This window comes from Streptomyces xantholiticus, assembly GCF_014651015.1.
GTDB classification, from domain to species: domain Bacteria; phylum Actinomycetota; class Actinomycetes; order Streptomycetales; family Streptomycetaceae; genus Streptomyces; species Streptomyces xantholiticus.
Genome location: NZ_BMWB01000010.1, coordinates 6,103 through 27,552, shown reverse-complemented (window position 1 = coordinate 27,552; position 21,450 = coordinate 6,103). Strand labels below are relative to the sequence as shown.

The 21,450-nt window shown below is 71.0% G+C and carries 18 protein-coding genes and 1 pseudogene; 13 read left to right on the top strand and 6 right to left on the bottom strand.

Annotated elements, in window-relative coordinates; translation table 11 throughout:
- Positions 1–228 precede the first annotated feature (228 nt).
- Positions 229–1,821, top strand: coding sequence for a phosphoglycerate dehydrogenase (gene serA / locus IE198_RS17020; protein WP_189887341.1), 1,593 nt, complete (start codon positions 229–231; stop codon positions 1,819–1,821).
- Between the two features lie 102 nt (positions 1,822–1,923).
- Here serA and IE198_RS17015 read toward each other — a convergent pair whose 3' ends face one another.
- A complete protein-coding gene (locus IE198_RS17015) occupies positions 1,924–3,498 on the bottom strand; it encodes an MFS transporter (protein WP_229834027.1) in 1,575 nt (524 codons plus the stop codon).
- 96 nt (positions 3,499–3,594) lie between these two features.
- On the opposite strand from IE198_RS17015, the gene IE198_RS17010 reads away from it, so the two are divergent.
- A complete protein-coding gene (locus IE198_RS17010) occupies positions 3,595–4,182 on the top strand; it encodes a TetR/AcrR family transcriptional regulator (RefSeq protein WP_189887339.1) in 588 nt (195 codons plus the stop codon).
- Between the two features lie 11 nt (positions 4,183–4,193).
- On the opposite strand, the gene IE198_RS17005 is transcribed toward IE198_RS17010, so the two are convergent.
- Positions 4,194–5,453: a helix-turn-helix domain-containing protein gene (locus IE198_RS17005; RefSeq protein WP_189887337.1), complete on the bottom strand. Its 1,260-nt coding sequence runs from the start codon at positions 5,451–5,453 to the stop codon at positions 4,194–4,196.
- 169 nt (positions 5,454–5,622) lie between these two features.
- Between IE198_RS17005 and IE198_RS17000 the strand changes: the two genes are divergently transcribed.
- Positions 5,623–6,549, top strand: coding sequence for a proline dehydrogenase family protein (locus tag IE198_RS17000; protein ID WP_189887612.1), 927 nt, complete (start codon positions 5,623–5,625; stop codon positions 6,547–6,549).
- A 243-nt stretch (positions 6,550–6,792) separates the two neighbouring features.
- Entirely contained in the window at positions 6,793–8,424 is a 1,632-nt protein-coding gene (pruA, locus tag IE198_RS16995) for an L-glutamate gamma-semialdehyde dehydrogenase (protein WP_189887335.1), read from the top strand.
- Between the two features lie 139 nt (positions 8,425–8,563).
- Here the strand turns inward: pruA and IE198_RS16990 are convergent, their stop codons facing one another.
- Complete coding sequence (locus IE198_RS16990) at positions 8,564–9,397, bottom strand: DUF1206 domain-containing protein (RefSeq protein WP_189887333.1); 834 nt, start codon at positions 9,395–9,397, stop codon at positions 8,564–8,566.
- 115 nt (positions 9,398–9,512) lie between these two features.
- Here IE198_RS16990 and IE198_RS16985 point away from each other — a divergent pair, with 115 nt between their 5' ends.
- A complete protein-coding gene (locus IE198_RS16985; protein ID WP_189887331.1) occupies positions 9,513–9,917 on the top strand; it encodes a hypothetical protein in 405 nt (134 codons plus the stop codon).
- A 181-nt stretch (positions 9,918–10,098) separates the two neighbouring features.
- Here the strand turns inward: IE198_RS16985 and IE198_RS16980 are convergent, their stop codons facing one another.
- Together IE198_RS16980 and IE198_RS16975 are read right to left on the bottom strand one after the other, a co-directional pair.
- On the bottom strand, positions 10,099–10,818 hold the full coding sequence (locus IE198_RS16980; RefSeq protein ID WP_189887329.1) for a hypothetical protein: 720 nt from the start codon (positions 10,816–10,818) through the stop codon (positions 10,099–10,101).
- Positions 10,815–11,153, bottom strand: coding sequence for a PadR family transcriptional regulator (locus IE198_RS16975; RefSeq protein ID WP_189887327.1), 339 nt, complete (start codon positions 11,151–11,153; stop codon positions 10,815–10,817). Before IE198_RS16975 ends, IE198_RS16980 begins: the two co-directional genes overlap by 4 nt.
- Before the next feature lie 279 nt (positions 11,154–11,432).
- Between IE198_RS16975 and IE198_RS36135 the strand changes: the two genes are divergently transcribed.
- From IE198_RS36135 to IE198_RS16965, 3 genes are all read left to right on the top strand, one after another.
- Positions 11,433–11,561 carry a hypothetical protein gene (locus tag IE198_RS36135; RefSeq protein WP_100109322.1) on the top strand — a complete coding sequence of 43 codons (129 nt, stop codon included), beginning with the start codon at positions 11,433–11,435 and terminating at the stop codon, positions 11,559–11,561.
- Positions 11,562–11,650: 89 nt separating this feature from the next.
- A complete protein-coding gene (locus IE198_RS16970; protein WP_189887325.1) occupies positions 11,651–12,694 on the top strand; it encodes a 3-isopropylmalate dehydrogenase in 1,044 nt (347 codons plus the stop codon).
- A gap of 261 nt (positions 12,695–12,955) precedes the next feature.
- A complete protein-coding gene (locus IE198_RS16965; RefSeq protein ID WP_189887323.1) occupies positions 12,956–14,062 on the top strand; it encodes a branched-chain amino acid aminotransferase in 1,107 nt (368 codons plus the stop codon).
- Between the two features lie 236 nt (positions 14,063–14,298).
- On the opposite strand, the pseudogene IE198_RS16960 reads toward IE198_RS16965, so the two are convergent.
- A pseudogene (locus tag IE198_RS16960) lies at positions 14,299–14,959 on the bottom strand (cytosine permease); the annotation flags it as partial.
- A gap of 232 nt (positions 14,960–15,191) precedes the next feature.
- On the opposite strand from IE198_RS16960, the gene ureA reads away from it, so the two are divergent.
- From ureA to cimA, 5 genes are all read left to right on the top strand, one after another.
- Positions 15,192–15,881, top strand: a complete 690-nt coding sequence (gene ureA / locus IE198_RS16955; RefSeq protein WP_189887321.1) for an urease subunit gamma — start codon at positions 15,192–15,194, stop codon at positions 15,879–15,881.
- Complete coding sequence (locus tag IE198_RS16950; protein WP_189887319.1) at positions 15,881–17,563, top strand: urease subunit alpha; 1,683 nt, start codon at positions 15,881–15,883, stop codon at positions 17,561–17,563. The genes ureA and IE198_RS16950 overlap by 1 nt, the downstream gene beginning before the upstream one ends.
- 11 nt (positions 17,564–17,574) lie before the next feature.
- Positions 17,575–18,645, top strand: a complete 1,071-nt coding sequence (locus tag IE198_RS16945; RefSeq protein WP_189887317.1) for an agmatine deiminase family protein — start codon at positions 17,575–17,577, stop codon at positions 18,643–18,645.
- Positions 18,646–18,704: 59 nt separating this feature from the next.
- On the top strand, positions 18,705–19,259 hold the full coding sequence (locus IE198_RS16940; RefSeq protein ID WP_189887610.1) for a TetR/AcrR family transcriptional regulator: 555 nt from the start codon (positions 18,705–18,707) through the stop codon (positions 19,257–19,259).
- A gap of 575 nt (positions 19,260–19,834) precedes the next feature.
- A partial coding sequence (gene cimA, locus IE198_RS16935) for a citramalate synthase (protein WP_189887315.1) occupies positions 19,835–21,450 on the top strand: 1,616 nt, incomplete at its 3' end.

The window sequence follows — 21,450 nt, the reverse complement described above, 5'->3', positions numbered from 1 at the left end:
AGGGGGCCGGTCCGCGGCCCCCTCACCCGTATGCCGGACCGCTTCTCCACTTCGTCCAGCCACGGACGAGTGATCCTGCCACGGAGGCGCAAGACGCACCGTGCGACACCACTACACTCATCAATACACGCGTCAGGCCCACAGTGTCGTGCGTCTTCCACGCGGCTAGCCCCCTCCACCGCTGCGGCCGTCGGGACGGCCGTCTGCACCGGACATGTGAGGACTCACGTGAGCTCGAAACCTGTCGTACTCATCGCTGAAGAGCTGTCGCCCGCCACCGTCGACGCGCTGGGCCCGGACTTCGAGATCCGGCACTGCAACGGCGCCGACCGTGCGGAGCTCATTCCTGCGATCGCCGACGTCGACGCGATCCTGGTCCGCTCGGCCACCAAGGTCGACGCCGAGGCCGTCGCCGCCGCCAAGAAGCTGCGCGTCGTCGCGCGCGCCGGTGTGGGCCTGGACAACGTGGACGTGTCCGCCGCCACCAAGGCCGGCGTGATGGTCGTCAACGCCCCGACGTCCAACATCGTCACCGCCGCCGAGCTCGCCTGCGGCCTGCTCGTCGCCACCGCGCGCAACATCCCCCAGGCCAACACCGCCCTCAAGAACGGCGAGTGGAAGCGCTCCAAGTACACGGGCGTCGAGCTCAGCGAGAAGACCCTCGGTGTCGTCGGCCTCGGGCGCATCGGCGTCCTGGTCGCGCAGCGCATGTCCGCCTTCGGCATGAAGATCGTCGCGTACGACCCCTATGTGCAGCCCGCGCGCGCCGCGCAGATGGGCGTCAAGCTGCTCTCGCTCGACGAACTGCTCGAGGTCTCCGACTTCATCACCGTCCACCTGCCGAAGACGCCGGAGACGCTGGGCCTGATCGGCGACGAGGCGCTGCACAAGGTCAAGCCGGCCGTGCGCATCGTCAACGCCGCCCGCGGCGGGATCGTCGACGAGGAGGCCCTGTACTCGGCGCTCAAGGAGGGCCGGGTCGCCGGCGCGGGCCTCGACGTGTACGCGAAGGAGCCCTGCACCGACTCCCCGCTCTTCGAGCTCGACCAGGTCGTCTGCACCCCGCACCTCGGCGCGTCCACGGACGAGGCCCAGGAGAAGGCCGGTATCGCCGTCGCCCGCTCGGTCCGCCTCGCCCTCGCCGGCGAGCTGGTCCCCGACGCGGTCAACGTCCAGGGCGGTGTCATCGCCGAGGACGTGCGGCCCGGTCTGCCGCTCGCCGAGAAGCTCGGCCGCATCTTCACCGCGCTCACGGGCGAGGTCGCCGTCCGCCTCGACGTCGAGGTCTACGGCGAGATCACCCAGCACGATGTCAAGGTGCTCGAACTGTCCGCGCTCAAGGGCGTTTTCGAGGACGTCGTCGACGAGACGGTCTCGTACGTCAACGCGCCGCTGTTCGCACAGGAGCGCGGCGTCGAGGTCCGCCTCACCACCAGCTCCGAGTCCCCGGACCACCGGAACGTCGTCACCGTGCGCGGCACGCTCTCCGACGGGGAGGAGGTCGCGGTCTCCGGCACGCTGGCCGGACCCAAGCACCTCCAGAAGATCGTTGGCATCGGCGAGCACGACGTCGACCTGGCGCTCGCCGACCACATGGTCGTGCTCCGCTACGAGGACCGTCCGGGTGTCGTCGGCACCGTCGGCCGCATCCTCGGCGAGGCCGGTCTCAACATCGCGGGCATGCAGGTGTCGCGCGCGGAGGAGGGCGGCGAGGCGCTCGTCGTCCTGACGGTGGACGACACCGTGCCGCCGGCGGTGCTGAACGAGATCGCGGAGGAGATCGGCGCGACGTCGGCCCGCTCCGTGAACCTGACTGACTGACGTCCCACCTCCAACGCACCGCGAAGGGCCCGGTTCCCCCGGGCCCTTCGCCGTGTGCGGGGGCGGTACGCCTGCGGCGGGCCTGTTCCCGCCCCGCCCCACCTACCGTGCCCCCACCGACTCCCGCTCCCGCTTGCACCCCGCCGGAGCGCCCGCCGCCCGCCGCCCCGACGGCCCACGCAGCCCGACCACTGCCACCACCGCTGCAACGACGAGGACCGCCGCGCCCCCCACCGCGGCCGCGTGCATGCCGCTCACGAAGGCGTCGCGCGCAGCCGCCAGCAGTGATTCGCCTGCCGCGTCCGGCAGGCGGCCGGCGACCACGCCCGCGCCGCCGAGCGTCTCGCGCGCCGTGTCCAGGGCGAGGTCCGGCAGGCCGGAGGGGGCGCCGTCGGTGACCTCCCGGCGGTAGACCGCCGTGCCGAGGCTGCCGAGGAAGGCCATCCCCAGCGCGCCGCCGAACTCCTGCCCCGTCTCCAGCACCGACGCCGCAGAGCCCGCCTTCTCCGGGGGCGCGGCGGCGAGCGCCATGTCGGAGACCGTGGCCGCCACTGCCACGATGCCGCAGCCGATGACGGCGGCACCGGTCAGCAGGACGGCCATCGAGTCGGTGCCGGTCATGGCCAGCACCCCGTACCCGCCCGCTCCCACGAGGAACCCGGCCGTGATCACCGGCGCCCGGCCCAGCCGCAGCGCGGCCGCACCGGCGGCGGGCGCGGCGGCGCCCACGGCCACCGAGGGGACGACGCTCCACAGCGCGGCCTCCATGGCCCCCAGGCCGAGGACCGACTGCAGATACTGCGTCGTGAAGTACGCGGAGCCCATCATCGCGAACATCGCGACGCTGTTGAGCGCGACACCCGCCCCGAAGCCGCGCCCGCGGAACAGCTCACGGCTGATCATCGCGTCGTCTCGCGTCCGCTGCCGTCGTACGAAGACGTGGCCGACGGCCAGGCCGCCCGTCACGCACAGGGCAGGGAGCGTGCCATAACCCTCGGCGGCGATCTCCTTGAGGCCGTAGACGACGGGGAGCACCGCGCCCATCGACAGCGGCACGCTCAGCAGGTCGAACCGGCCCGGTGCGGGGTCCTTGAACTCCGGCACGAGCACGGGCGCCAACGCCAGCAGAAGCACCATCGCGGGCACGTTGATCAGGAAGACCGAGCCCCACCAGAAGTGCTCCAGCAGCACGCCGCCGAGCACCGACCCGAGCGCGATGCCACCCGCCATGGCTCCGGACCAGATACCGATCGCCTTGGTGCGCTGGGCGTCGTTGCGGAACATGTTGCGGACGAGGGCCATCGTCGAGGGCATCAGGGTGGCCCCGCCGATACCGAGCAACGCCCGCGCCGCGATGAGCATTTCGGCGCTCTGCGCGTATGCGGCGCAGGCGGAGGCCGTCCCGAACGCGGCGGCCCCGAGGAGCAGCAGCCTGCGGCGGCCGATGCGGTCGCCGAGCGAGCCCATGGTGATGAGCAGGCCCGCGAGGGCGAAGGCGTAGATGTCGAAGATCCACAGTTGCTGGGTACTGCTCGGGTCCAGCTCCCGGCTGATCGAGGGGATCGCGAAGTAGAGGACGGAGACGTCCATGGAGACCAGCAGGAGCGGCAGCAGCAGGACGACGAAGGCGGTCCATTCACGGCGTCCGGCGAGCGGCACGGAGGTGGGATGTGTCATGCAGAGCAATGTACGGCCGTATAGGACGTCTGTCTATGACAACTGTATTAAACGACAGTATGGGACGGTCGTATGGCCGGCCGGTACGCTGCTGACATGGGACATCGCGAGGATCTGCTCGAGGGTGCGAAGCGCTGCCTGCTGGACAAGGGCTTCGTGCGCACCACGGCACGGGACATCGTCAATGAGTCGGGGACGAACCTGGCGTCGATCGGCTACCACTACGGCTCGAAGGACGCCCTGCTCGCCGAGGCCTACGTCGCAATGGTCGAAGGCGTCTCCGACGAGTTCGATGCCACGGAACGGGCGACGACGGGCACGCGGCCCGGTTCGCTGGAGCGCTTCCAGGAGGTGTGGACGAACATCATCGGCACCATGTCCGGGCCGGATTCCCTGTGGCGCCTGAGCATGGAGATCGTGGCCATGGGCGACCAGCTTCCCGCCGTGCGCGATCACCTGGCCAAGGCCCAGCGAGAAGGCGCGCGCGGCATCATCCCCATGCTCATGGGGGGCGAGGAGGCCGACGTACCCGACGAGGACGTCAACACGCTCGGCAAGTTCTACATGACGCTGATGATGGGCCTCATCGCGCAGTGGACCTTCGACCCGGCGACCGCGACGCGCGGGGACGAGCTCGCCGAGGGGCTGCGGCGGGTCTTGAAGGCGGCCGGCGAGGGGTCATAGCCGGGCGGTCGTCACAACCGGATGCTCTTGAGGGCCATGTGCAGCAGCAGCCGGTGCTCGCCGTCGCCGAGGTCCAGGCCGGTGAGCTGTTCGACGCGCGAGAGCCGGTAGTACAGCGTCTGGCGGTGGATGCCCAGCGTCGCGGCCGTGCGGCCCGCCTGGCCCGCGCAGTCGAGGAACACCTCGGCGGTACGGGCCAGTTCCGTGTGGGAGGGGGCCAGCAGCTCCCGCACCGCGGGGTCGTCGGCGGCCTGTGCGGGCAGAGCAGTCAGCAGGCGGTACGGCCCGAGGTCCGCCCAGTGGGCGACCGGCCCGAGCCGCGCCTCCGCCCGCGCTGCCCGCGCGGCCGACACCGCTTCCCGCCAGGCGCTGCCGAGCGCACCGAGGCCGCGCCGGGGCGTGGCCAGACCCGCGGCGGCACCGGCCCACGGCCCGGCCGCCCCCGGGTCCGGCACGTCGGACATTCCGCCCGCGGCGGCAAACCGCAGTCGGGCGGCGACCGTCTCCGCGGGAGCCGGGTTGCCGGCGGAACGCAGCCGGACCAGCGCGGCCACGGCGATCGGCCCGGTCGGCGGCGCGGCGGCCTCCGCGGGCACGGCGCCGACGGAGCCGGGCGGTGTGCCCGCACCCTCGGGCCCCGGTGACGGCAGCGGCACCGTGCACAGCGCCGCGGTCCCCGGCAGTGCGCGCATCGAGGGAGCGTCCTCGGCGGTCCAGGGGGTCACACACACCAGGAGGTGTACGCCCTCCGCGTCCGCACCCAGTTCGGTGCCCAGCTCCGTCACCGCCATGTCGTACTGCCAGCCCCGCTCGGCCGTCAGCACCGCCCGCAGCTCCCGCGAGAGATCGGCGCCGGCCCGTTCCTCGTCCGCGAGCAGGATGCCGATCCGGTCGGCGACCTCCATCGCGGCCGCCAGCTGGGCGGCGGACGGTCCCGGGTCCGCGTCGAGCAGCCATACGTACCCGAGGGCGACGCCCCGGTGCCGCACGGGCAGACAGATCCGGTCGCGGAAGACGCCCGCCTCCGGGGCCGCGGGGATGCGGACCGGGCCGGTCGCACGGGTGATGCCGAAGCCCTCGAACCAGGCGCGCACCGCCGGAGTGGACTTCCGGGTCAGGATCGAACGGGTGCGGACGGGGTCCATCGCGGCGTCGTCGTCGCTGTCGTGCGCGCCGAACGCGATCAGACCGAAGTCGCGGTTCTCCAGCGTCGCCGGCGTGGCCAGCAGCGCGGAGATCTCGTCGACCAGATCCTGGTAGTCGCCCTTCACGCCCCCATTCTCGCACCCTTCAGACATATGTCTGAGATCCGGGCCACTGATGCGTGACAGCTGTCGATAGCAGCGGCCCGGCGCGATCCTTAGGTTCAGGGTGGTTCTCCGTGCCGTTTCCGTCAGCTTTCGGTTCGGCCACTCCAACATCTGTCCCGTGGAGGTGCCCGTGCTGGGTCCCGTGATCCTCGCCGCTTCGCGCAGCGACAAGATGCGCCGTTTCGTGTCGGCGGCCCCGGGGACCAAGCAGGTCGTCGCCCGGTTCATCGCCGGTGAGACGGTCGAGCAGGTCGTCCCCATCGTCAAGGACGCCGCGGCCAAGGGCCTCGAGGTCACCCTCGACGTCGTCGGCGAGGACATCACCACCCCCGAGCAGGCCACCGCCGCCCGCGACGCCTACCTCGAGCTGATCCAGCACCTGGCGGACCTCCGCCTCGGCACGAAGGCCGAGATGTCGGTCAAGCTCTCCATGTTCGGCCAGGCGCTCGAGGGGGGCCACGAACTGGCCCTCGCCAACGTCCGCCCGGTCGTCGAGGCCGCTGCGGCCATCGGTACGACGGTTACGCTGGATGCCGAGGACCACACCACCCTCGATTCGATGTTTGCCATCCACGAGGAGCTCCGCAAGGACTTCCCGCGAACCGGCTGCGTGATCCAGGCCTACCTCTTCCGCACCGAGGACGACGCCCGACGCCTGTCCGAGGCCGGCAGCCGCGTCCGTATCGTGAAGGGCGCGTACAAGGAGCCCGCCTCCGTCGCGTACCAGGACAAGGCCGAGATCGACAAGGCGTTCGTCCGCATCCTCAAGATCCTGATGGAGGGCGACGGCTACCCGATGATCGGGTCGCACGACCCGCGTCTGATCGCCATCACCCAGGACCTGGCCCACCGGGCCGGCCGGAAGCTCGACGAGTACGAGTTCCAGATGCTGTACGGCATCCGGAGCGACGAGCAGCTCCGGCTCGCGGCCGAGGGTCACCGGATGCGCGTCTACACCGCCTACGGCACCGACTGGTACGGCTACTTCATGCGCCGCCTCGCAGAGAAGCCGGCCAACCTGCGCTTCTTCGCCCGGTCGATCCTGACGAGGGGGTGAACGGTGGCTGTCGCCACCCAGGCGCATCCTGGTGGCGAGACCACCGCTCTCCGACCGGCTGTGCCGGACCGTTCGCTCTGTCCCCCCGAAGGAGGAACGGAATCCGTGACTTTGCCCCTTGAGGCTTCTCACTCACCCGCCGAAGCGCGCTCGTGACGGTGAAGCCCTGACCGCGACCCCACATATGCCAGTACTTCAGTTCCTCCCGACTGAAGTCAGCGATTCACTCGGAAGAGGTATCTCATGGACGCCGTGACCCAGGTCCCCGCCCCGCTCAACGAGCCGGTGCACGGCTACGCCCCCGGTTCGCCCGAGCGCGCCCGCCTCGAGGCCAAGCTCAAGGAGCTGGCCGAGAACCCGATCGAGCTGCCGATGACGATCGGCGGAGTGAAGCGGATGGGTGGCGGCGAGCGCTTCGACGTCGTACAGCCGCACAACCACAAGGCCGTGATCGGCACCTTCGCCGCCGCCACCCAGCAGGACGCCCAGGACGCGATCGACGCCGCCCTCGCCGCCGCGCCGGCCTGGCGCGCGATGTCCTTCGACGACCGGGCCGCGATCATCCTGCGCGCCGCCGAACTGCTGGCCGGCCCGTGGCGCGAGACGTTGGCCGCCTCCACCATGCTCGGCCAGTCGAAAACCGTCCAGCAGGCCGAGATCGACACCCCGTGCGAGCTCGTCGACTTCTGGCGCTTCAACGTCAAGTACGCCCGCGACCTGCTCGCCGAGCAGCCCCCGGCCAACTCGCCGGGCGTGTGGAACCGCCTCGACCACCGCCCGCTCGAGGGCTTCGTCTACGCGATCACCCCGTTCAACTTCACCGCCATCGCCGGCAACCTGCCGACGGCGCCCGCGCTCATGGGCAACGTCGTCGTCTGGAAGCCGTCCCCGACGCAGACCCACGCCGCCGTGCTGCTGATGCAGCTCCTGGAGGAGGCCGGTCTCCCCAAGGGCGTCATCAACCTGGTGACCGGTGACGGCATCGCCGTCTCCGAGGTCGCCCTCGAGCACCCGATGCTCGCCGGCATCCACTTCACCGGCTCCACCAAGACCTTCCAGCACCTGTGGAAGACGGTCGGCAACAACATCGAGAAGTACCGCTCCTACCCGCGGATCGTCGGCGAGACGGGCGGCAAGGACTTCGTCGTCGCCCACCCGAGCGCCGAGCGCGGTGTGCTCAAGACCGCGCTGACCCGTGGCTCGTTCGAGTTCCAGGGCCAGAAGTGCTCCGCGTCCTCGCGCGCGTACGTCCCCGCCTCGATCTGGAACTCCGGCTTCAAGGAGGAGTTCGCCGCCGAGGTCGACGCCATCAGGATGGGTGACGTCACCGACCTGACGAACTTCATCGGCGCCGTGATCGACGAGCGCGCCTTCGCCAAGAACAAGGCCGCCATCGACCGGGCGAAGGACGACCCCACCTGCACGATCGTCGCGGGCGGCAGCTACGACGACTCGACGGGCTACTTCGTCCGCCCGACCGTCATCGAGTGCTCCGACGCCGACAACGAGGTGTTCACCACCGAGTACTTCGGCCCGATCCTCGCCGTCCACGTCTACGAGGACGACAAGTACGAGGAGATGCTGGAGCAGATGGAGTCGGTGTCGGCGTACGCCCTGACCGGCTCGATCATCGCCGGCGACCGGGCCGCCGCGTCCGACGCGATGGACAAGCTCCGCTACGCGGCGGGCAACTTCTACATCAACGACAAGTCGACCGGCGCCGTCGTCGGCCAGCAGCCCTTCGGCGGCGGCCGTGCCTCCGGCACCAACGACAAGGCGGGCGCCCCGCAGAACCTGATGCGCTGGACGCTGACCCGCGCCATCAAGGAGACGCTGGTCCCGCCGACGGACTACACGTACCCGCACATGGGCTGACCGACCAGTCGCCCCAAGGCTCCGCCCCCGTCCCGGCCCCCACGCCGGAACGGGGGCGGCTTCCGTGTGACCGCCGCACTGCGGCGCCTCGCGCACTCCTCCTGCCCCGCTCGGCCCCGGCGCCGGCGCGCTGCCTCGTTCAAACCCGGCGCCAGCGGGCCATGCAGAACGAGAAGAAGCCGAACAGCACCAGACCGGCGGCGACCAGCACCAGCAGCCACGGACCGGCCGGGGTCCCGGCGAACGAGCGCAGCGTGTCGTCGAAGCCCTTCACCCGGTCCGGCTCGTAGGAGATCGCGGCACGCACCACGAACACGCCGACAGCCGCGAACAGCAAGCCACGCGCCACGCCGCCGCCGACACCGGTCACGTCGACGAACCGCCGTGCCCGGCGGGACATGGCGCCCCGCTTGAGATGCTTGCCGTACTTGCGCAGCGCCGCGCGCACGGCCACCCAGCCACCGGCGACGACCACGCCGGCACCGGCCACGCCGACGATCCACTGCCCGGCCGGCAGTTCCAGCGCCCGGGCCGTCACGTCCTGGGACTGCTTGTCGCTCGAGCCGCTCCCGCTCTCGCCCGCGGCGAACGCCAGGACCGAGTAGGCGACGAACGCGTAGAAGAGGCAACGCCCCACCGACAGCAGGCGCTTGCCCATCTTGTGGTCATCGGCTCCGCCCGGTTCGAACAGCGCCTCCGACAGTCGCCACAGCGCCATGCCGACCAGTCCGGCCCCCAGCGTCCACAGCAGCAGGGAGCCGAACGGCTGCTCGGACAGTTCGGCGAGAGCACCGCCCCGGTCGGCCTGCCGGCCGCCGTCGCCGAAGGCGATGTGCAGGGCGAGCACCCCGACGAGCAGGTAGATCACTCCCCGCGCCGCGAACCCCCAGCGCGCGGCCGATTCGACGACGGAGCCATTCGCCACCCGCCGGGCACCCGCCCGGCCGCGGAGCGTCATCGTACGTGCGTTCATGGGCCACCTCCGGTACGCGGATGCCCGGGGGGTCACGGTGAAAACGGGAGTGGGCCGTCGACGCGCCGTGACAGGGACTCAGTTTGCGGACGGCGAGGGCGGATACCCGAACGGCATGGCTGAGACCGAGAAGAAGACGACACAGGCACGTACGACGAAGAAGGCGACCGCCGCCGCGCAGACAGGGGCCCGGGCCGCTGCCGACGCGCCGGCCAAGACGTCCGCCAAGGCGCAGGACGCCGCTCGCCGTACCGGGGAAGTCGCCCAGGGCATCGGCGGGGCGGCCACCGAGAAGGCCGCATCGGCGGCCCGGACCGTCCAGCACGCAGCCTCCGCCGTGGCGGGCGCGACCGTCGGCAAGGCCGGGACGGTGTGGACCCTCGTCAAGGCGCGCAAGGCCATGGTGGCCGGGGCGGGTACGGGTGTCGCCACCGCGGTGGCCGGCTCGTACGCGCTGGGCCGCAGGGCCGGCCTGCGCCGGCGCGGCCCTCTCTCCCGCCTCACCGGCGGCAGGTTCTGAGCGTCCGCGCCGTGGAGGGGGGCGGCGGGGCCGCTGCGCGGAGCCCGCCCCTTTCCCGCCCCCTTCCCGAACCTCGGACTCCTGCGCCTGGCGGCGTGGGGGTGGCACCAGGACCCGTACCGAGCTTCGCGCGGTGTCCTCCAGCCCGGTCCGGAAAGCGGCGGGGAAGGGAAAACGCCCGTCAGGTCGCCGGGTCGCTGCTCCTGGCCACCGTGCGCCTGACCCAGTACGTCATGCCGAACGTCCCCGCCAGCAACACCGGGAACGCGATCGCGAAGTCCACGTGGCGGCTGTAGTACGCGACCAGGATCAGCACCACGGCCACCAGCCACCCCGCACTGACGGTCCACCCCTTGACGCCGATGTACCACGACCGCACCGGCCGCGCCGGCAGTGTGTCGAGTGCGGCCGGGCCCGCGCTCGCCGCCTTGGGGCGTTTGAAATACGCGTAGAAGAACCACTCGCCGCACGGCTCCCAGCCCTCGGGGACGAGTCGGCCGAGTACCTCCTCGCGCCGGCCGCCGACGATCTCACGGCGGTACTCCCAGCGGAGCGCGGTGCGGGGGGTGCGCCGGCACACGAACCGGCCGAGTGCGTCCAGGCGTTCCACCTCCCAGCCGTGGTCGCCGTGGACCGCGAGCAGTCGGCGGTCGTTGTAGATGTCGGCCGTCCACGTCCAGGTCTCCGCCTCGCCGGGTGGCCCGGTCACCGCGGGGGCGGCGGCGCCCAGTTGTGCGGCGAAGGCGGCTGCCGGACCGAACTCCTCCTCGGGCGCGGTGCCCGTCTCCGCCAGATAGGCGGTCAGGTCCGCGACGGTCGCGGCGGTCTGCTCCTCGGGGACCTGGGCCGCGCGCAGCGCGGAGGCGAGTTCCTCGAAGTAGCCGGTGTCGTCGGTGGTCATGGTGTTCCCCCTGCGGACAGCTTGTTCCTGACGGCCGTGTGGAAGTCGAGCCAGGCCCCGCTCTCGGCGCCCAGATGCTCCCGCCCCTTGTCGGTGAGGCGGTAGTAGCGGCGCCCGGGCCCGCGCTCGGCGGCCCTGAACTCGCCCACCACGAGCCCGGCTTGCTCGAGCCGGTTGAGCACCGGGTACAGAGTCCCGCCCTTGATCTGCCCCAGTCCCGCTTCGGCGAGTGCCCTGGAGATCTCGTAGCCGTAGCTCTCACCGGCGGTGAGACAGGACAGGACGAGCAGGTCGAGTACACCCTTGAGCCAGCTGGATCTGCGGTCTGCGGCCATGGCTGTATTGCACCACCAGCTAGGTAGGAATGCAATCTAGTTGGCTGAACTACCCAGCCCTCACCGGGCCGCGGTGATCGCGTCTCAGATAGTAGGAAGTCCGAGTAATTGTGGAGACAGACAGACCGAGCTGTCCTAACTTTGTAGGAGCCGAACGTCTCGCTCGATCCAGCGAATGGCGGTCGTGAGCCCGTGCGCTTGGCAGGCAACCCCTGCGGCACTGCTCCCCGCCCCTTCCGGCGCCTCGAAATCTCTTCTGATCTCAAGGAGTCGATCATCATGACCGCTGTGACCGTCCGCCGGGTCCGCCACGCCTCCCGCACCAGCGAGTCCGACCGCAGGAACGCCGCCGCGGCCCTGCAGCGTGCCCTCGACCGCCGTGACAACGGCGGTTCCACCGGGCACTGAGTCCGCTGGGCCCCGGACGCCGCCCCGTCGAGTGGTCCACATGGTGGACGTGTCATGTCAATGGCTGGGACGGGGAGTAGGGTGCCGACATGTCTCGCAGCATCAATCTCGCAGTTGTCCCCGGTGACGGCATCGGCCAGGAGGTCGTGGCGCAGGGCCTGAAGGTCCTTGCCGCGGTCCTGCCTCAGGATGTGAAGCTGGAGACCAAGGAGTACGACCTCGGCGCCCAGCGCTGGCACCGCACCGGAGAGACTCTCCCCGACGCGGAGCTCGACTCCCTCAAGAAGCACGACGCGATCCTCCTCGGCGCCATCGGCGACCCGTCGGTGCCGTCCGGTGTGCTGGAGCGCGGTCTGCTGCTGAAACTGCGGTTCGCCTTCGACCACTACGTCAACCTGCGTCCGTCGAAGCTGTTCCCGAACACGGCCACCCCGCTGGCCGGCCGCCCGGACATCGACTTCGTCGTCGTCCGTGAGGGCACCGAGGGCCCGTACACGGGCAACGGCGGCTCCCTGCGCACCGGCACGCCCGCCGAGGTCGCCACCGAGGTCAGCCTCAACACGGCCTACGGTGTGGAGCGCGTCGTCCGCGACGCGTACGAGCGGGCCAACTCCCGCCCCCGTAAGAAGCTGACGCTCGTCCACAAGAACAATGTCCTCGTGTACGCGGGCCACATGTGGAAGAACATCTTCGACAAGGTCGGCCAGGAGTACCCCGAGGTCACCACCGACTACCTGCACGTCGACGCCGCGACGATCTTCTTCGTCACCCAGCCGGAGCGCTTCGACGTCATCGTCACCGACAACCTCTTCGGCGACATCCTCACCGACCTCGCCGCTGCCGTGACCGGCGGCATCGGCCTCGCGGCGTCCGGCAACATCAACCCGACGGGCGAGTTCCCGTCGATGTTCGAGCCTGTGCACGGCTCCGCGCCCGACATCGCGGGCACCGGCAAGGCCGACCCCACCGCGACCATCCTCTCCGTCGCCCTCCTGCTGCGGCACCTGGGGTACGAGAGCGAGGCCGTCCGGATCGAGGACGTGGTCGCCGCCGACCTGGCGGGCCGCACTCCCGAGGCAGTCCGCACGACGGACGAGATCGGCGACGCGCTCGCGGTACGAGTAGCGAGCTGACCCGCCGGAAGAACCATTCCGGGGGCGTCCCCGGACACCCCCAGAAGCCGCCGGGTCGCATCTCCCACCGCGCCCGGCGGCTTTTCCTGTGCGGCCCCCGGGTGCCACCATCGAATCCTGGGCCGCAATTCACGCCGTTTTCTGCACGGTCACCCACGGGCGATAATCGTGCGTGGGCCGTGGCACACGGCGATGCTCGGACGTCCAAGCAGTCGGCGTGAGCGCGGTCCGTCACAACAACCGGTGAAGGACACTGCACTCATGACGACGCCCACGATCGAGCTCAAGCCCTCCTCGCACCCGCTGTCCGACGCGGAGCGCGAGGCGATCCTGGCCAATCCGGGATTCGGCCGCCACTTCACCGACCACATGGTGACGATCAAGTGGACGGAGGGGCGTGGCTGGCACGACGGCCAGCTCGTTCCGTACGGGCCGCTGTCCATCGACCCGGCCAACATGACCCTGCACTACGCGCAGGAGATCTTCGAGGGCCTCAAGGCGTACCGCCGCCCCGACGGTTCCGTCGCAACCTTCCGTCCCGAGGCCAACGCCGAGCGCTTCCAGCGGTCCGCCCGCCGTCTCGCGATGCCCGAGCTGCCGGTCGACACCTTCATCGCCGCCTGTGACGCGCTGGTCCAGCAGGACAAGGCGTGGGTTCCGGCCCACGGCGGCGAAGCGTCCCTCTACCTCCGTCCGTTCATGATCGCGACCGAGGTCGGCCTCGGTGTGAAGCCGGCCAACGAGTACCTCTTCCTCGTCATCGCCTCCCCGGCCGGCGCCTACTTCCCGGGCGGCGTCAAGCCCGTCTCGATCTGGCTCTCCGAGGACCGCGTCCGCGCCGTCCCCGGCGGCATGGGCGACGCCAAGACCGGTGGCAACTACGCCGCGTCCCTCCTCGCCCAGGCCGAGGCCGCGCAGAAGGGCTGCGACCAGGTCGCCTACCTCGACGCCGTCGAGCACAAGTGGGTCGAGGAACTGGGCGGCATGAACCTGTACTTCGTCTACGAGACCGGCCCCGGCGGAGACCTCAAGATCGTCACTCCCGAGCTCACCGGCTCGCTGCTCGCGGGCATCACCCGTGACTCGCTCCTCACCCTGGCCAAGGACCTCGGCTACGGGTCGGAGGAGGGCCGCGTCTCCATCGACCAGTGGCAGGCCGACACCGAGAACGGCACGCTCAAGGAGGTCTTCGCCTGTGGCACGGCCGCGGTGATCACCCCGGTCGGCCTGGTGAAGTCGGCGCGCGGCGAGTGGACGCAGTCCGGCGGGCAGCCGGGTGAGGTCACCATGAGGCTGCGCAAGGCGCTCCTCGACATCCAGACGGGCACCGGCGAGGACATCCACGGCTGGATGCACGAACTGGCCTGACGGCCTCGGCGAACGGTTGCGCGGCCCGTCCCGGGCGGGCCGCGCCGTGTCCGGCCGCGCCGCGCACGCCTTGACGGCCGGGCCGCTGCGCGGAGCTGTCTCCCGCCTTCCCGAACCGGGCTCCCTTCCCAACGCGCCGGCGGCAGGGGCCACAGGACCCGTGCACGGGCTCCGCCCGAGCCCGGCGCCTCGATCGCCGGCGGTACAGGCCCGGCCCAGCGGCCACGCGACCGTGGTCACGGCACCGCGGGCTCGGTCACCGGACCCTCCGGCGCGGTCGTCCGTGCCGCCCGCTCGCGGAGCGCCGCGTACGCGACACCGCCCACCAGGCCCGACAGTACGAAGCTGCAGTCCACCCCGCCGGCCAGGGCGAGCAGCGGCCCCTCGTGGAGCGGGGTGGCGACGGACGCCAGTCCCACTGCGGCGCCGAGCGCCCACGAGAGCGTGGCCATCGGGTGCCGGCCGGCCCGGAACCAGTAGGCGCCGCCCCGCGCACGGCGGTTGTAGACCTGCAGTGCCTCCGCGTCGTACGTGCCGCCACAGCGGACGTGCGCCATGAGCGTGATCACCGCCCAGGGCGTGCCGACCGCGGTGAGCAGCAGTACGAACGAGGTCATGGCCGACTGTGCGTCCCATGCGAAGTGCCCGACGAAGACGAAAGCGGTCGCCACCACGGCCACCACCAGGGTGGCGCGGGTGCGGGTGGCGCGCGGCAGGATGGCGTCGAGGTCGAGGCCCATCGAGTAGAGCATCAGCCCCGCGTTGCCCACCGAGCCGGCCGCGGCGGCGACCAGCAAACGGGACGAGGTACCAGGCGGGGGACGCGGCGACCAGGGGCCCGGCGTAGTCGAGTCCGGCGCGGGCCGCCAGCGCCGTGTACGTACCGAAGAGCTGGGGGGTTCGATCCCAGCAGGATGGCGATGAGATCGCGCGGAGTGCTGGTGCGCTCCGCTTCGGGGACGGTGTCGACTCCGCGCTGTTCCACCGGCATGGGCTGCCCCTGCCTTCGCAGTTTGAGTGGCGATCTAATTGAACGCTGCTCAATGCGCGTCATACCCCCGGCGAAGTCAATGGTTTCGTTCCAGGTCGGCCATTGTTAGAGTGGCACTCAAATGTGGAGGTGTGTGACGTGCGACTGACCCCGACCGAGCGCGACCGGCTGCTGCTCTTCGGCGCCGCCGAGCTGGCGCGGGCGCGCAGAACCAGGGGCCTGCGGCTCAATGTCCCCGAGGCGACAGCACTCATAGCGGACACCGTCTGCGAGGCCGCCCGCGACGGCCGCAGACTCGCCGAGGCCATCGAGGCCGCCCGCTCGGTCCTCGGACCGGACGACGTCCTCCCGGGCGTCGCGGAGGTGGTGACGGAGGTCCATGTGGAGGCGGTCTTCGACGACGGCTCACGTCTTGCCGTGGTCTGCGACCCCATCCGCGGCGTCGCCGCCGCCCCCGGTGCGGCCCCCGGAGCCCTGCTGCCCGGCCCCGGCTACGCCGACACCGAGCCCGCGCCGCGGCTGACCGTGCGCAATACCGCGACCGTGCCGGTCAGCGTCGCCTCGCACTTCCACTTCTTCGAGGCCAACCCGCGGCTGCGGTTCGACCGCGCCGTGGCGTACGGCATGCGGCTCGCCGTCCCGGCCGGCGCCTCGGTCCGCTTCGACCCGGGCGGTGACGTTGAGGTCGGGCTGCTGCCCATCGGCGGCGACCGGATCGCCATCGGCTTCGCCGGCCTGGTGGACGGCCCGCTGGACGCACCCGGAGCCAAGGAAGAAGCCCTGCGCAGGGCCGCGGCCTGCGGCTATCTCGGAGCGGAGGAGAACTGATGGACCCGTACGAGTACGCATCCGTGCACGGACCCCGGGCCGGGGACCGGGTCGTCCTCGGCGACTCCGGCCTCGTCGTCAGGGTCGAGTCCGACGCGCAGAAGCCCGGCGACGAGTTCCTGGCCGGCTTCGGCAAGACCGCCCGCGACGGCCTCCACCTCAAGGCCGCCGCCGTCCGCGAGACCTGCGACGTCGTCATCAGCAACGTGCTGGTGATCGATGCCGTCCAGGGCATCCGCAAGGTCTCCGTAGGGATCCGCGAGGGCCGCATCCACGCCATCGGTCGGGCCGGGAACCCGGACACCCTCGACGGTGTGGACGTCGTCGTCGGCACCGGCACCTCGATCGTCTCCGGCGAGGGGCTGATCGCCACCGCGGGCGCCGTCGACACCCATGTGCATCTGCTCTCCCCGCGGATCATGGAGGCCTCGCTCGCTTCCGGCGTCACCACCGTCATCGGCCAGGAGTTCGGCCCCGTGTGGGGCGTCGGCGTCAACTCTCCCTGGGCGCTGAAGCACGCCTTCAACGCCTTCGACGCCTGGCCCGTCAACATCGGCTTCCTCGCCCGCGGTTCGTCCTCCGATCCCGCACCGCTCGTCGAGGCGCTCGCGGAGGGCGGCGCGTCCGGCTTCAAGGTGCACGAGGACATGGGCGCGCACACCCGTGCCCTCGACACCGCGCTGAGGGTCGCCGAGGAGCACGACGTCCAGGTCGCCCTGCACAGCGACGGCCTCAACGAATGCCTGTCGGTCGAGGACACCCTGCGCGTCCTCGACGGCCGGACGATCCACGCCTTCCACATCGAGGGCTGCGGCGGCGGGCACGTACCGAACGTCCTCAAGATGGCGGGCGTGCCGAACGTCATCGGTTCCTCCACCAACCCCACCCTGCCCTTCGGCCGGGACGCCGTCGCCGAGCACTACGGCATGATCGTCTCCGTCCACGACCTGAAGACCGACCTCCCCGGTGACGCCGCCATGGCCCGTGACCGGATCCGGTCCGGGACGATGGGCGCGGAGGACGTGCTGCACGACCTCGGCGCGATCGGCATCACCTCCTCCGACGCGCAGGGCATGGGACGCGCGGGTGAGACGGTACGGCGCACCTTCGCCATGGCCGGGAAGATGAAGGCAGAGCTCGGCCCGATGGACGGCGACGGCACCCACGACGACAACGCACGTGTCCTGCGCTACATGGCGAAGCTGACCATCAACCCGGCCCTCGCCCATGGCCTCGCGCATGAGATCGGCTCGATCGAGGTCGGCAAGATGGCCGACATCGTGCTGTGGCGGCCGGAGTTCTTCGGCGCCAAGCCGCAGCTGGTGCTGAAGTCCGGCTTCCCCGCGTACGGAGTCGTCGGCGACCCGAACGCGGCGACGGACACCTGCGAACCACTCGTCCTCGGCCCCCAGTTCGGCGCGTACGGGGCGACCCCGGCCGACATCTCCGTCGCCTTCGTGGCACAGGCCGCGGTGGACCTCGGCTCCGACCTGATGCCGACACGGCGCCGCCGGGTCGGCGTACGCGACACGCGCGGCATCGGCCCACGCGACCTGCTCCTCAACTCCCGCCTCGGGGACGTCCTTGTGGACGGCCGTACGGGTCTGGTCACGCTCGACGGTGACCCGATCCGCTCCGAGCCCGCCGAGTCGATCTCCCTGAACCGCCTCTACTTCCTCTGAGGATGCCTGCGATGACCTTCCGGATGCCCCCCGAATGGGCCCCGCACGAGCGCACCTGGATGGCCTGGCCGGGCCCCAACCCGACCTTCACCAACGACGCCGAACTCACCGAGGCCCGCGCCGCCTGGGCCTCGGTGGCGCGCGCCGTACGGCGCTTCGAGCCGGTGACCGTCATCGCCGGACCGGGCCAGTCACGCTCCGCCCGCGAACTCCTCGGCCCGGACATCGACATCGTCGAACGGGACCTGGACGACGCCTGGATGCGCGACATCGGCCCCACCTTCGTCACCGACGGCTCCCGACTGGCCGCGGTCGACTGGGTGTTCAACGGCTGGGGCGCCGCGGACTGGGCTCGCTGGGAGCACGACTCCAAGATCGCCCGCCATGTCGCGGACCTCGCGGGCGTCCCCGTGCACCCGTCCCCGCTGGTCAACGAGGGCGGTGCCGTCCACGTCGACGGCGAGGGCACCGTCCTGCTCACCGACACGGTCCAGCTCGGCCCCGAGCGCAACCCCGAATGGACCCGCGCCGAGGTCGAGGCGGAGATCCACGCACGGCTCGGCACGAGAAGGGCGATCTGGCTGCCGCGGGGCCTGAGCGGCGACTACGGGACGTACGGGACCCGCGGCCATGTCGACATCGTCGCCGCCTTCGCCCGGCCGGGCGTGGTCGTCGTCCACACCCAGCCCGACCCGTCCCACCCGGATCACGAACTGTGCAAGGCCAACGTGGCCCTGCTCTCGGCCCAGACGGACGCCAAGGGCCGCCGTCTGGAGGTCGTCGAGGTCCCCGCCCCCACGGTCCTCGTCGACGACGAGGGCGAATGGGTCGACTACTCGTACATCAACCACTACATCTGCAACGGCGGCGTGGTGCTGTGCGGCTTCGACGACCCCCGGGACGAGATCGCGGCCGGCATCTTCCGACGGCTCTTCCCCGAGCGGACCGTGACACTGGTCGACGCGCGGGCGATCTTCGCGGGCGGCGGCGGCATCCACTGCATCACGCAGCAGCAGCCGCGGGTCCGACCCTCACAACTACGGGCCGCCGGCGACGGGGGATCGGGTAGAACGTACACGTGACCAGCACCAGCCCCGCCGGCCCCCGACGCCGCAACCAGCCCGCACCGCCGAGAGAGGCCCTGCTCGCCGCCGCCATGGCCACCATCGCCGAGCGCGGGCTCGACGGGCTGACCATGGCCGGTCTCGGCCGGCAGGTCGGGATGAGCAGCGGGCACCTCCTCTACTACTTCGGCAGCAAGGACGAGCTGCTGCTGCAGACCCTGGAGTGGAGCGAGGGGCGCCTCGGCCTGGAGCGCGGTGGGCTGCTCTCCCGGCAGGCGCCGGCCCGCGAACGGCTCGACGCGTATGTCGCCCTGTACCTCCCCGACGGCCCGCGTGACCCCCACTGGACGCTCTGGCTCGAGGTCTGGAACCGCTCACAGGACGCCGACGCCGACATGCGCGGCCGTCAGGCCGCGATCGAGGGCGCCTGGCACCGCGACCTGGTCGCCCTCCTCGCCGAGGGTGTCTCCCGCGGCGAGTTCCGTGCGGTGGACCCCGACCGCTTCGCGGCGAGGCTGCGAGCGTTGCTGGACGGCTTCAGCGTGCATGTCGCCGTGGGCATACCGGGGGTGGGGCGCGAGCAGGTGCTGATGCACGTGGGCGAATTCCTTCGGGAGGGGCTGCTGCGGTAGCGGCGCCTGCGGCGGGCCGTTCCCACCCCGCCCTCCCCGAACCGGGGCAAACCCCGGGCCCCGGAGCGCCCTTAGAGCGGTGCTCCGGGCAAGTCCGGGGCCTGTACCGTGCTTCGGTCGTTGCTGGGGGCAAGCCCGGGACCCGTCGGGCAGTGCTCGAACTCGCCCTGCGGCCCGGCGCCCGCTGGTGGGTGGCCTCCCACGCCGCCGGGCCAGGGGGAGGGCGGGGTGGGGAACAGGCCCGCCGCAGGCCAAACCCCAACCCCCGGGCGCAATCGCCCACATAGTGAGATCCCCGTCCAGCTCCCCATAAAGCTGTGGCAGACTGCCCCCGTGCTCTCGTTCGCCATGATTATCGGCAGCAGCGCGCCGGTCCGCAGTGACCGCTGACCCGTGGACAGTAATCCCGCGGCAGGCGGCACCGTGCCCCAGACCCGCGCGCAGACCTCTCGCACCCGCGAGGGGTTTTTTCGTTTTACGGCCTCACCCTCGGCCGAAGGCGAGCGGCGCGCGATGATGGGGGCAAGTGGAGCCAGACATTCCGGAGCCACTCATCCGACAGGAGTCAGGACAGCATGACCACCACCGCAGGCGACCACGATCAGCAGGTCGACGACAGTTTCCATGTCTTCGACACGACCCTGCGCGACGGCGCCCAGCGTGAGGGCATCAACCTCACGGTCGCGGACAAGCTGACCATCGCCCGGCACCTCGACGACTTCGGCGTGGGCTTCATCGAGGGCGGCTGGCCGGGCGCGAACCCGAGGGACACCGAGTTCTTCGCCCGCGCCCAGCAGGAGATCACCTTCCGGAACGCCCAGCTGGTCGCCTTCGGCGCGACCCGCCGCGCGGGCGCCAGGGCGAGTGAGGACCCGCAGGTCAAGGCGCTTCTCGACTCCGGTGCCCCGGTGATCACGCTGGTCGCCAAGTCGCACGACCGCCATGTCGAGCTCGCCCTGCGTACCACGCTCGACGAGAACCTGGAGATGGTCCGCGACACCGTCTCGTACCTGCGTGAGCAGGGCCGCCGGGTGTTCGTCGACTGCGAGCACTTCTTCGACGGCTACCGTGCCGATCCCGAGTACGCCAAGGCCGTCGTACGGACGGCGCACGAGGCCGGTGCCGACGTCGTCATCCTGTGCGACACCAACGGCGGCATGCTCCCCGCCCAGGTCCAGGCCGTGGTCTCGACCGTTCTCGCCGACACCGGCGCCCGCCTCGGCATCCACGCCCAGGACGACACCGGCTGCGCGGTCGCCAACACGCTGGCCGCAGTCGACGCCGGCGCCACGCACGTCCAGTGCACGGCGAACGGCTACGGCGAGCGCGTCGGCAACGCCAACCTGTTCCCGGTCGTCGCCGCGCTGGAGCTGAAGTACGGCAAGAAGGTCCTGCCCGACGGCGCGCTCGCGGACATGACCCGCGTCTCGCACGCGATCGCCGAGGTCGTCAACCTGACGCCCTCGACCCACCAGCCCTATGTGGGAGTCTCGGCCTTCGCGCACAAGGCCGGGCTTCACGCCTCCGCGATCAAGGTCGACCCGGACCTGTACCAGCACATCGACCCCGAACTCGTCGGCAACACGATGCGGATGCTCGTGTCCGACATGGCCGGCCGCGCCTCGATCGAGTTGAAGGGCAAGGAGCTCGGTATCGACCTCGGCGGCGACCGCGAGCTGGTGGGCCGGGTCGTCGAGCGGGTCAAGGAGCGCGAGCTCCAGGGCTACACGTACGAGGCCGCCGACGCCTCCTTCGAGTTGCTGCTGCGCGAGGAGGCGGAGGGCAGGGCCCGCCACTACTACCGCACCGAGTCCTGGCGGGCGATCGTCGAGGACCGCCCCGACGGCACGCACGCCAACGAGGCCACGGTGAAGCTGTGGGCGAAGGGCGAGCGGATCGTCGCGACCGCGGAGGGCAACGGCCCGGTCAACGCCCTTGACCGCGCGATGCGGGTAGGGCTGGAGAAGATCTACCCGCAGCTCGCGAAGCTGGAGCTGATCGACTACAAGGTCCGTATCCTCGAGGGCCGCCACGGCACCGGCTCGACCACCCGTGTGCTGATCACGACCGGCGACGGCGCCGGCGAGTGGTCCACCGTCGGCGTCGCGGACAACATCATCGCCGCGTCCTGGCAGGCCCTGGAGGACGCCTACACCTACGGCCTGCTGCGGGCGGGCGTCGAACCGACGGA

Coding starts and splice junctions, on each gene's coding strand:
- IE198_RS17015 (WP_229834027.1), bottom strand. CDS start 3,498: ATGACACATCCCACCTCCGTGCCGCTCGCCGGACGCCGTGAATGGACC.
- IE198_RS17010 (WP_189887339.1), top strand. CDS start 3,595: ATGGGACATCGCGAGGATCTGCTCGAGGGTGCGAAGCGCTGCCTGCTG.
- pruA (WP_189887335.1), top strand. CDS start 6,793: ATGGACGCCGTGACCCAGGTCCCCGCCCCGCTCAACGAGCCGGTGCAC.
- IE198_RS16990 (WP_189887333.1), bottom strand. CDS start 9,397: ATGAACGCACGTACGATGACGCTCCGCGGCCGGGCGGGTGCCCGGCGG.
- IE198_RS16985 (WP_189887331.1), top strand. CDS start 9,513: ATGGCTGAGACCGAGAAGAAGACGACACAGGCACGTACGACGAAGAAG.
- IE198_RS16980 (WP_189887329.1), bottom strand. CDS start 10,818: ATGACCACCGACGACACCGGCTACTTCGAGGAACTCGCCTCCGCGCTG.
- IE198_RS16975 (WP_189887327.1), bottom strand. CDS start 11,153: ATGGCCGCAGACCGCAGATCCAGCTGGCTCAAGGGTGTACTCGACCTG.
- IE198_RS36135 (WP_100109322.1), top strand. CDS start 11,433: ATGACCGCTGTGACCGTCCGCCGGGTCCGCCACGCCTCCCGCACCAGC.
- IE198_RS16970 (WP_189887325.1), top strand. CDS start 11,651: ATGTCTCGCAGCATCAATCTCGCAGTTGTCCCCGGTGACGGCATCGGC.
- IE198_RS16965 (WP_189887323.1), top strand. CDS start 12,956: ATGACGACGCCCACGATCGAGCTCAAGCCCTCCTCGCACCCGCTGTCC.
- IE198_RS16950 (WP_189887319.1), top strand. CDS start 15,881: ATGGACCCGTACGAGTACGCATCCGTGCACGGACCCCGGGCCGGGGAC.
- IE198_RS16945 (WP_189887317.1), top strand. CDS start 17,575: ATGACCTTCCGGATGCCCCCCGAATGGGCCCCGCACGAGCGCACCTGG.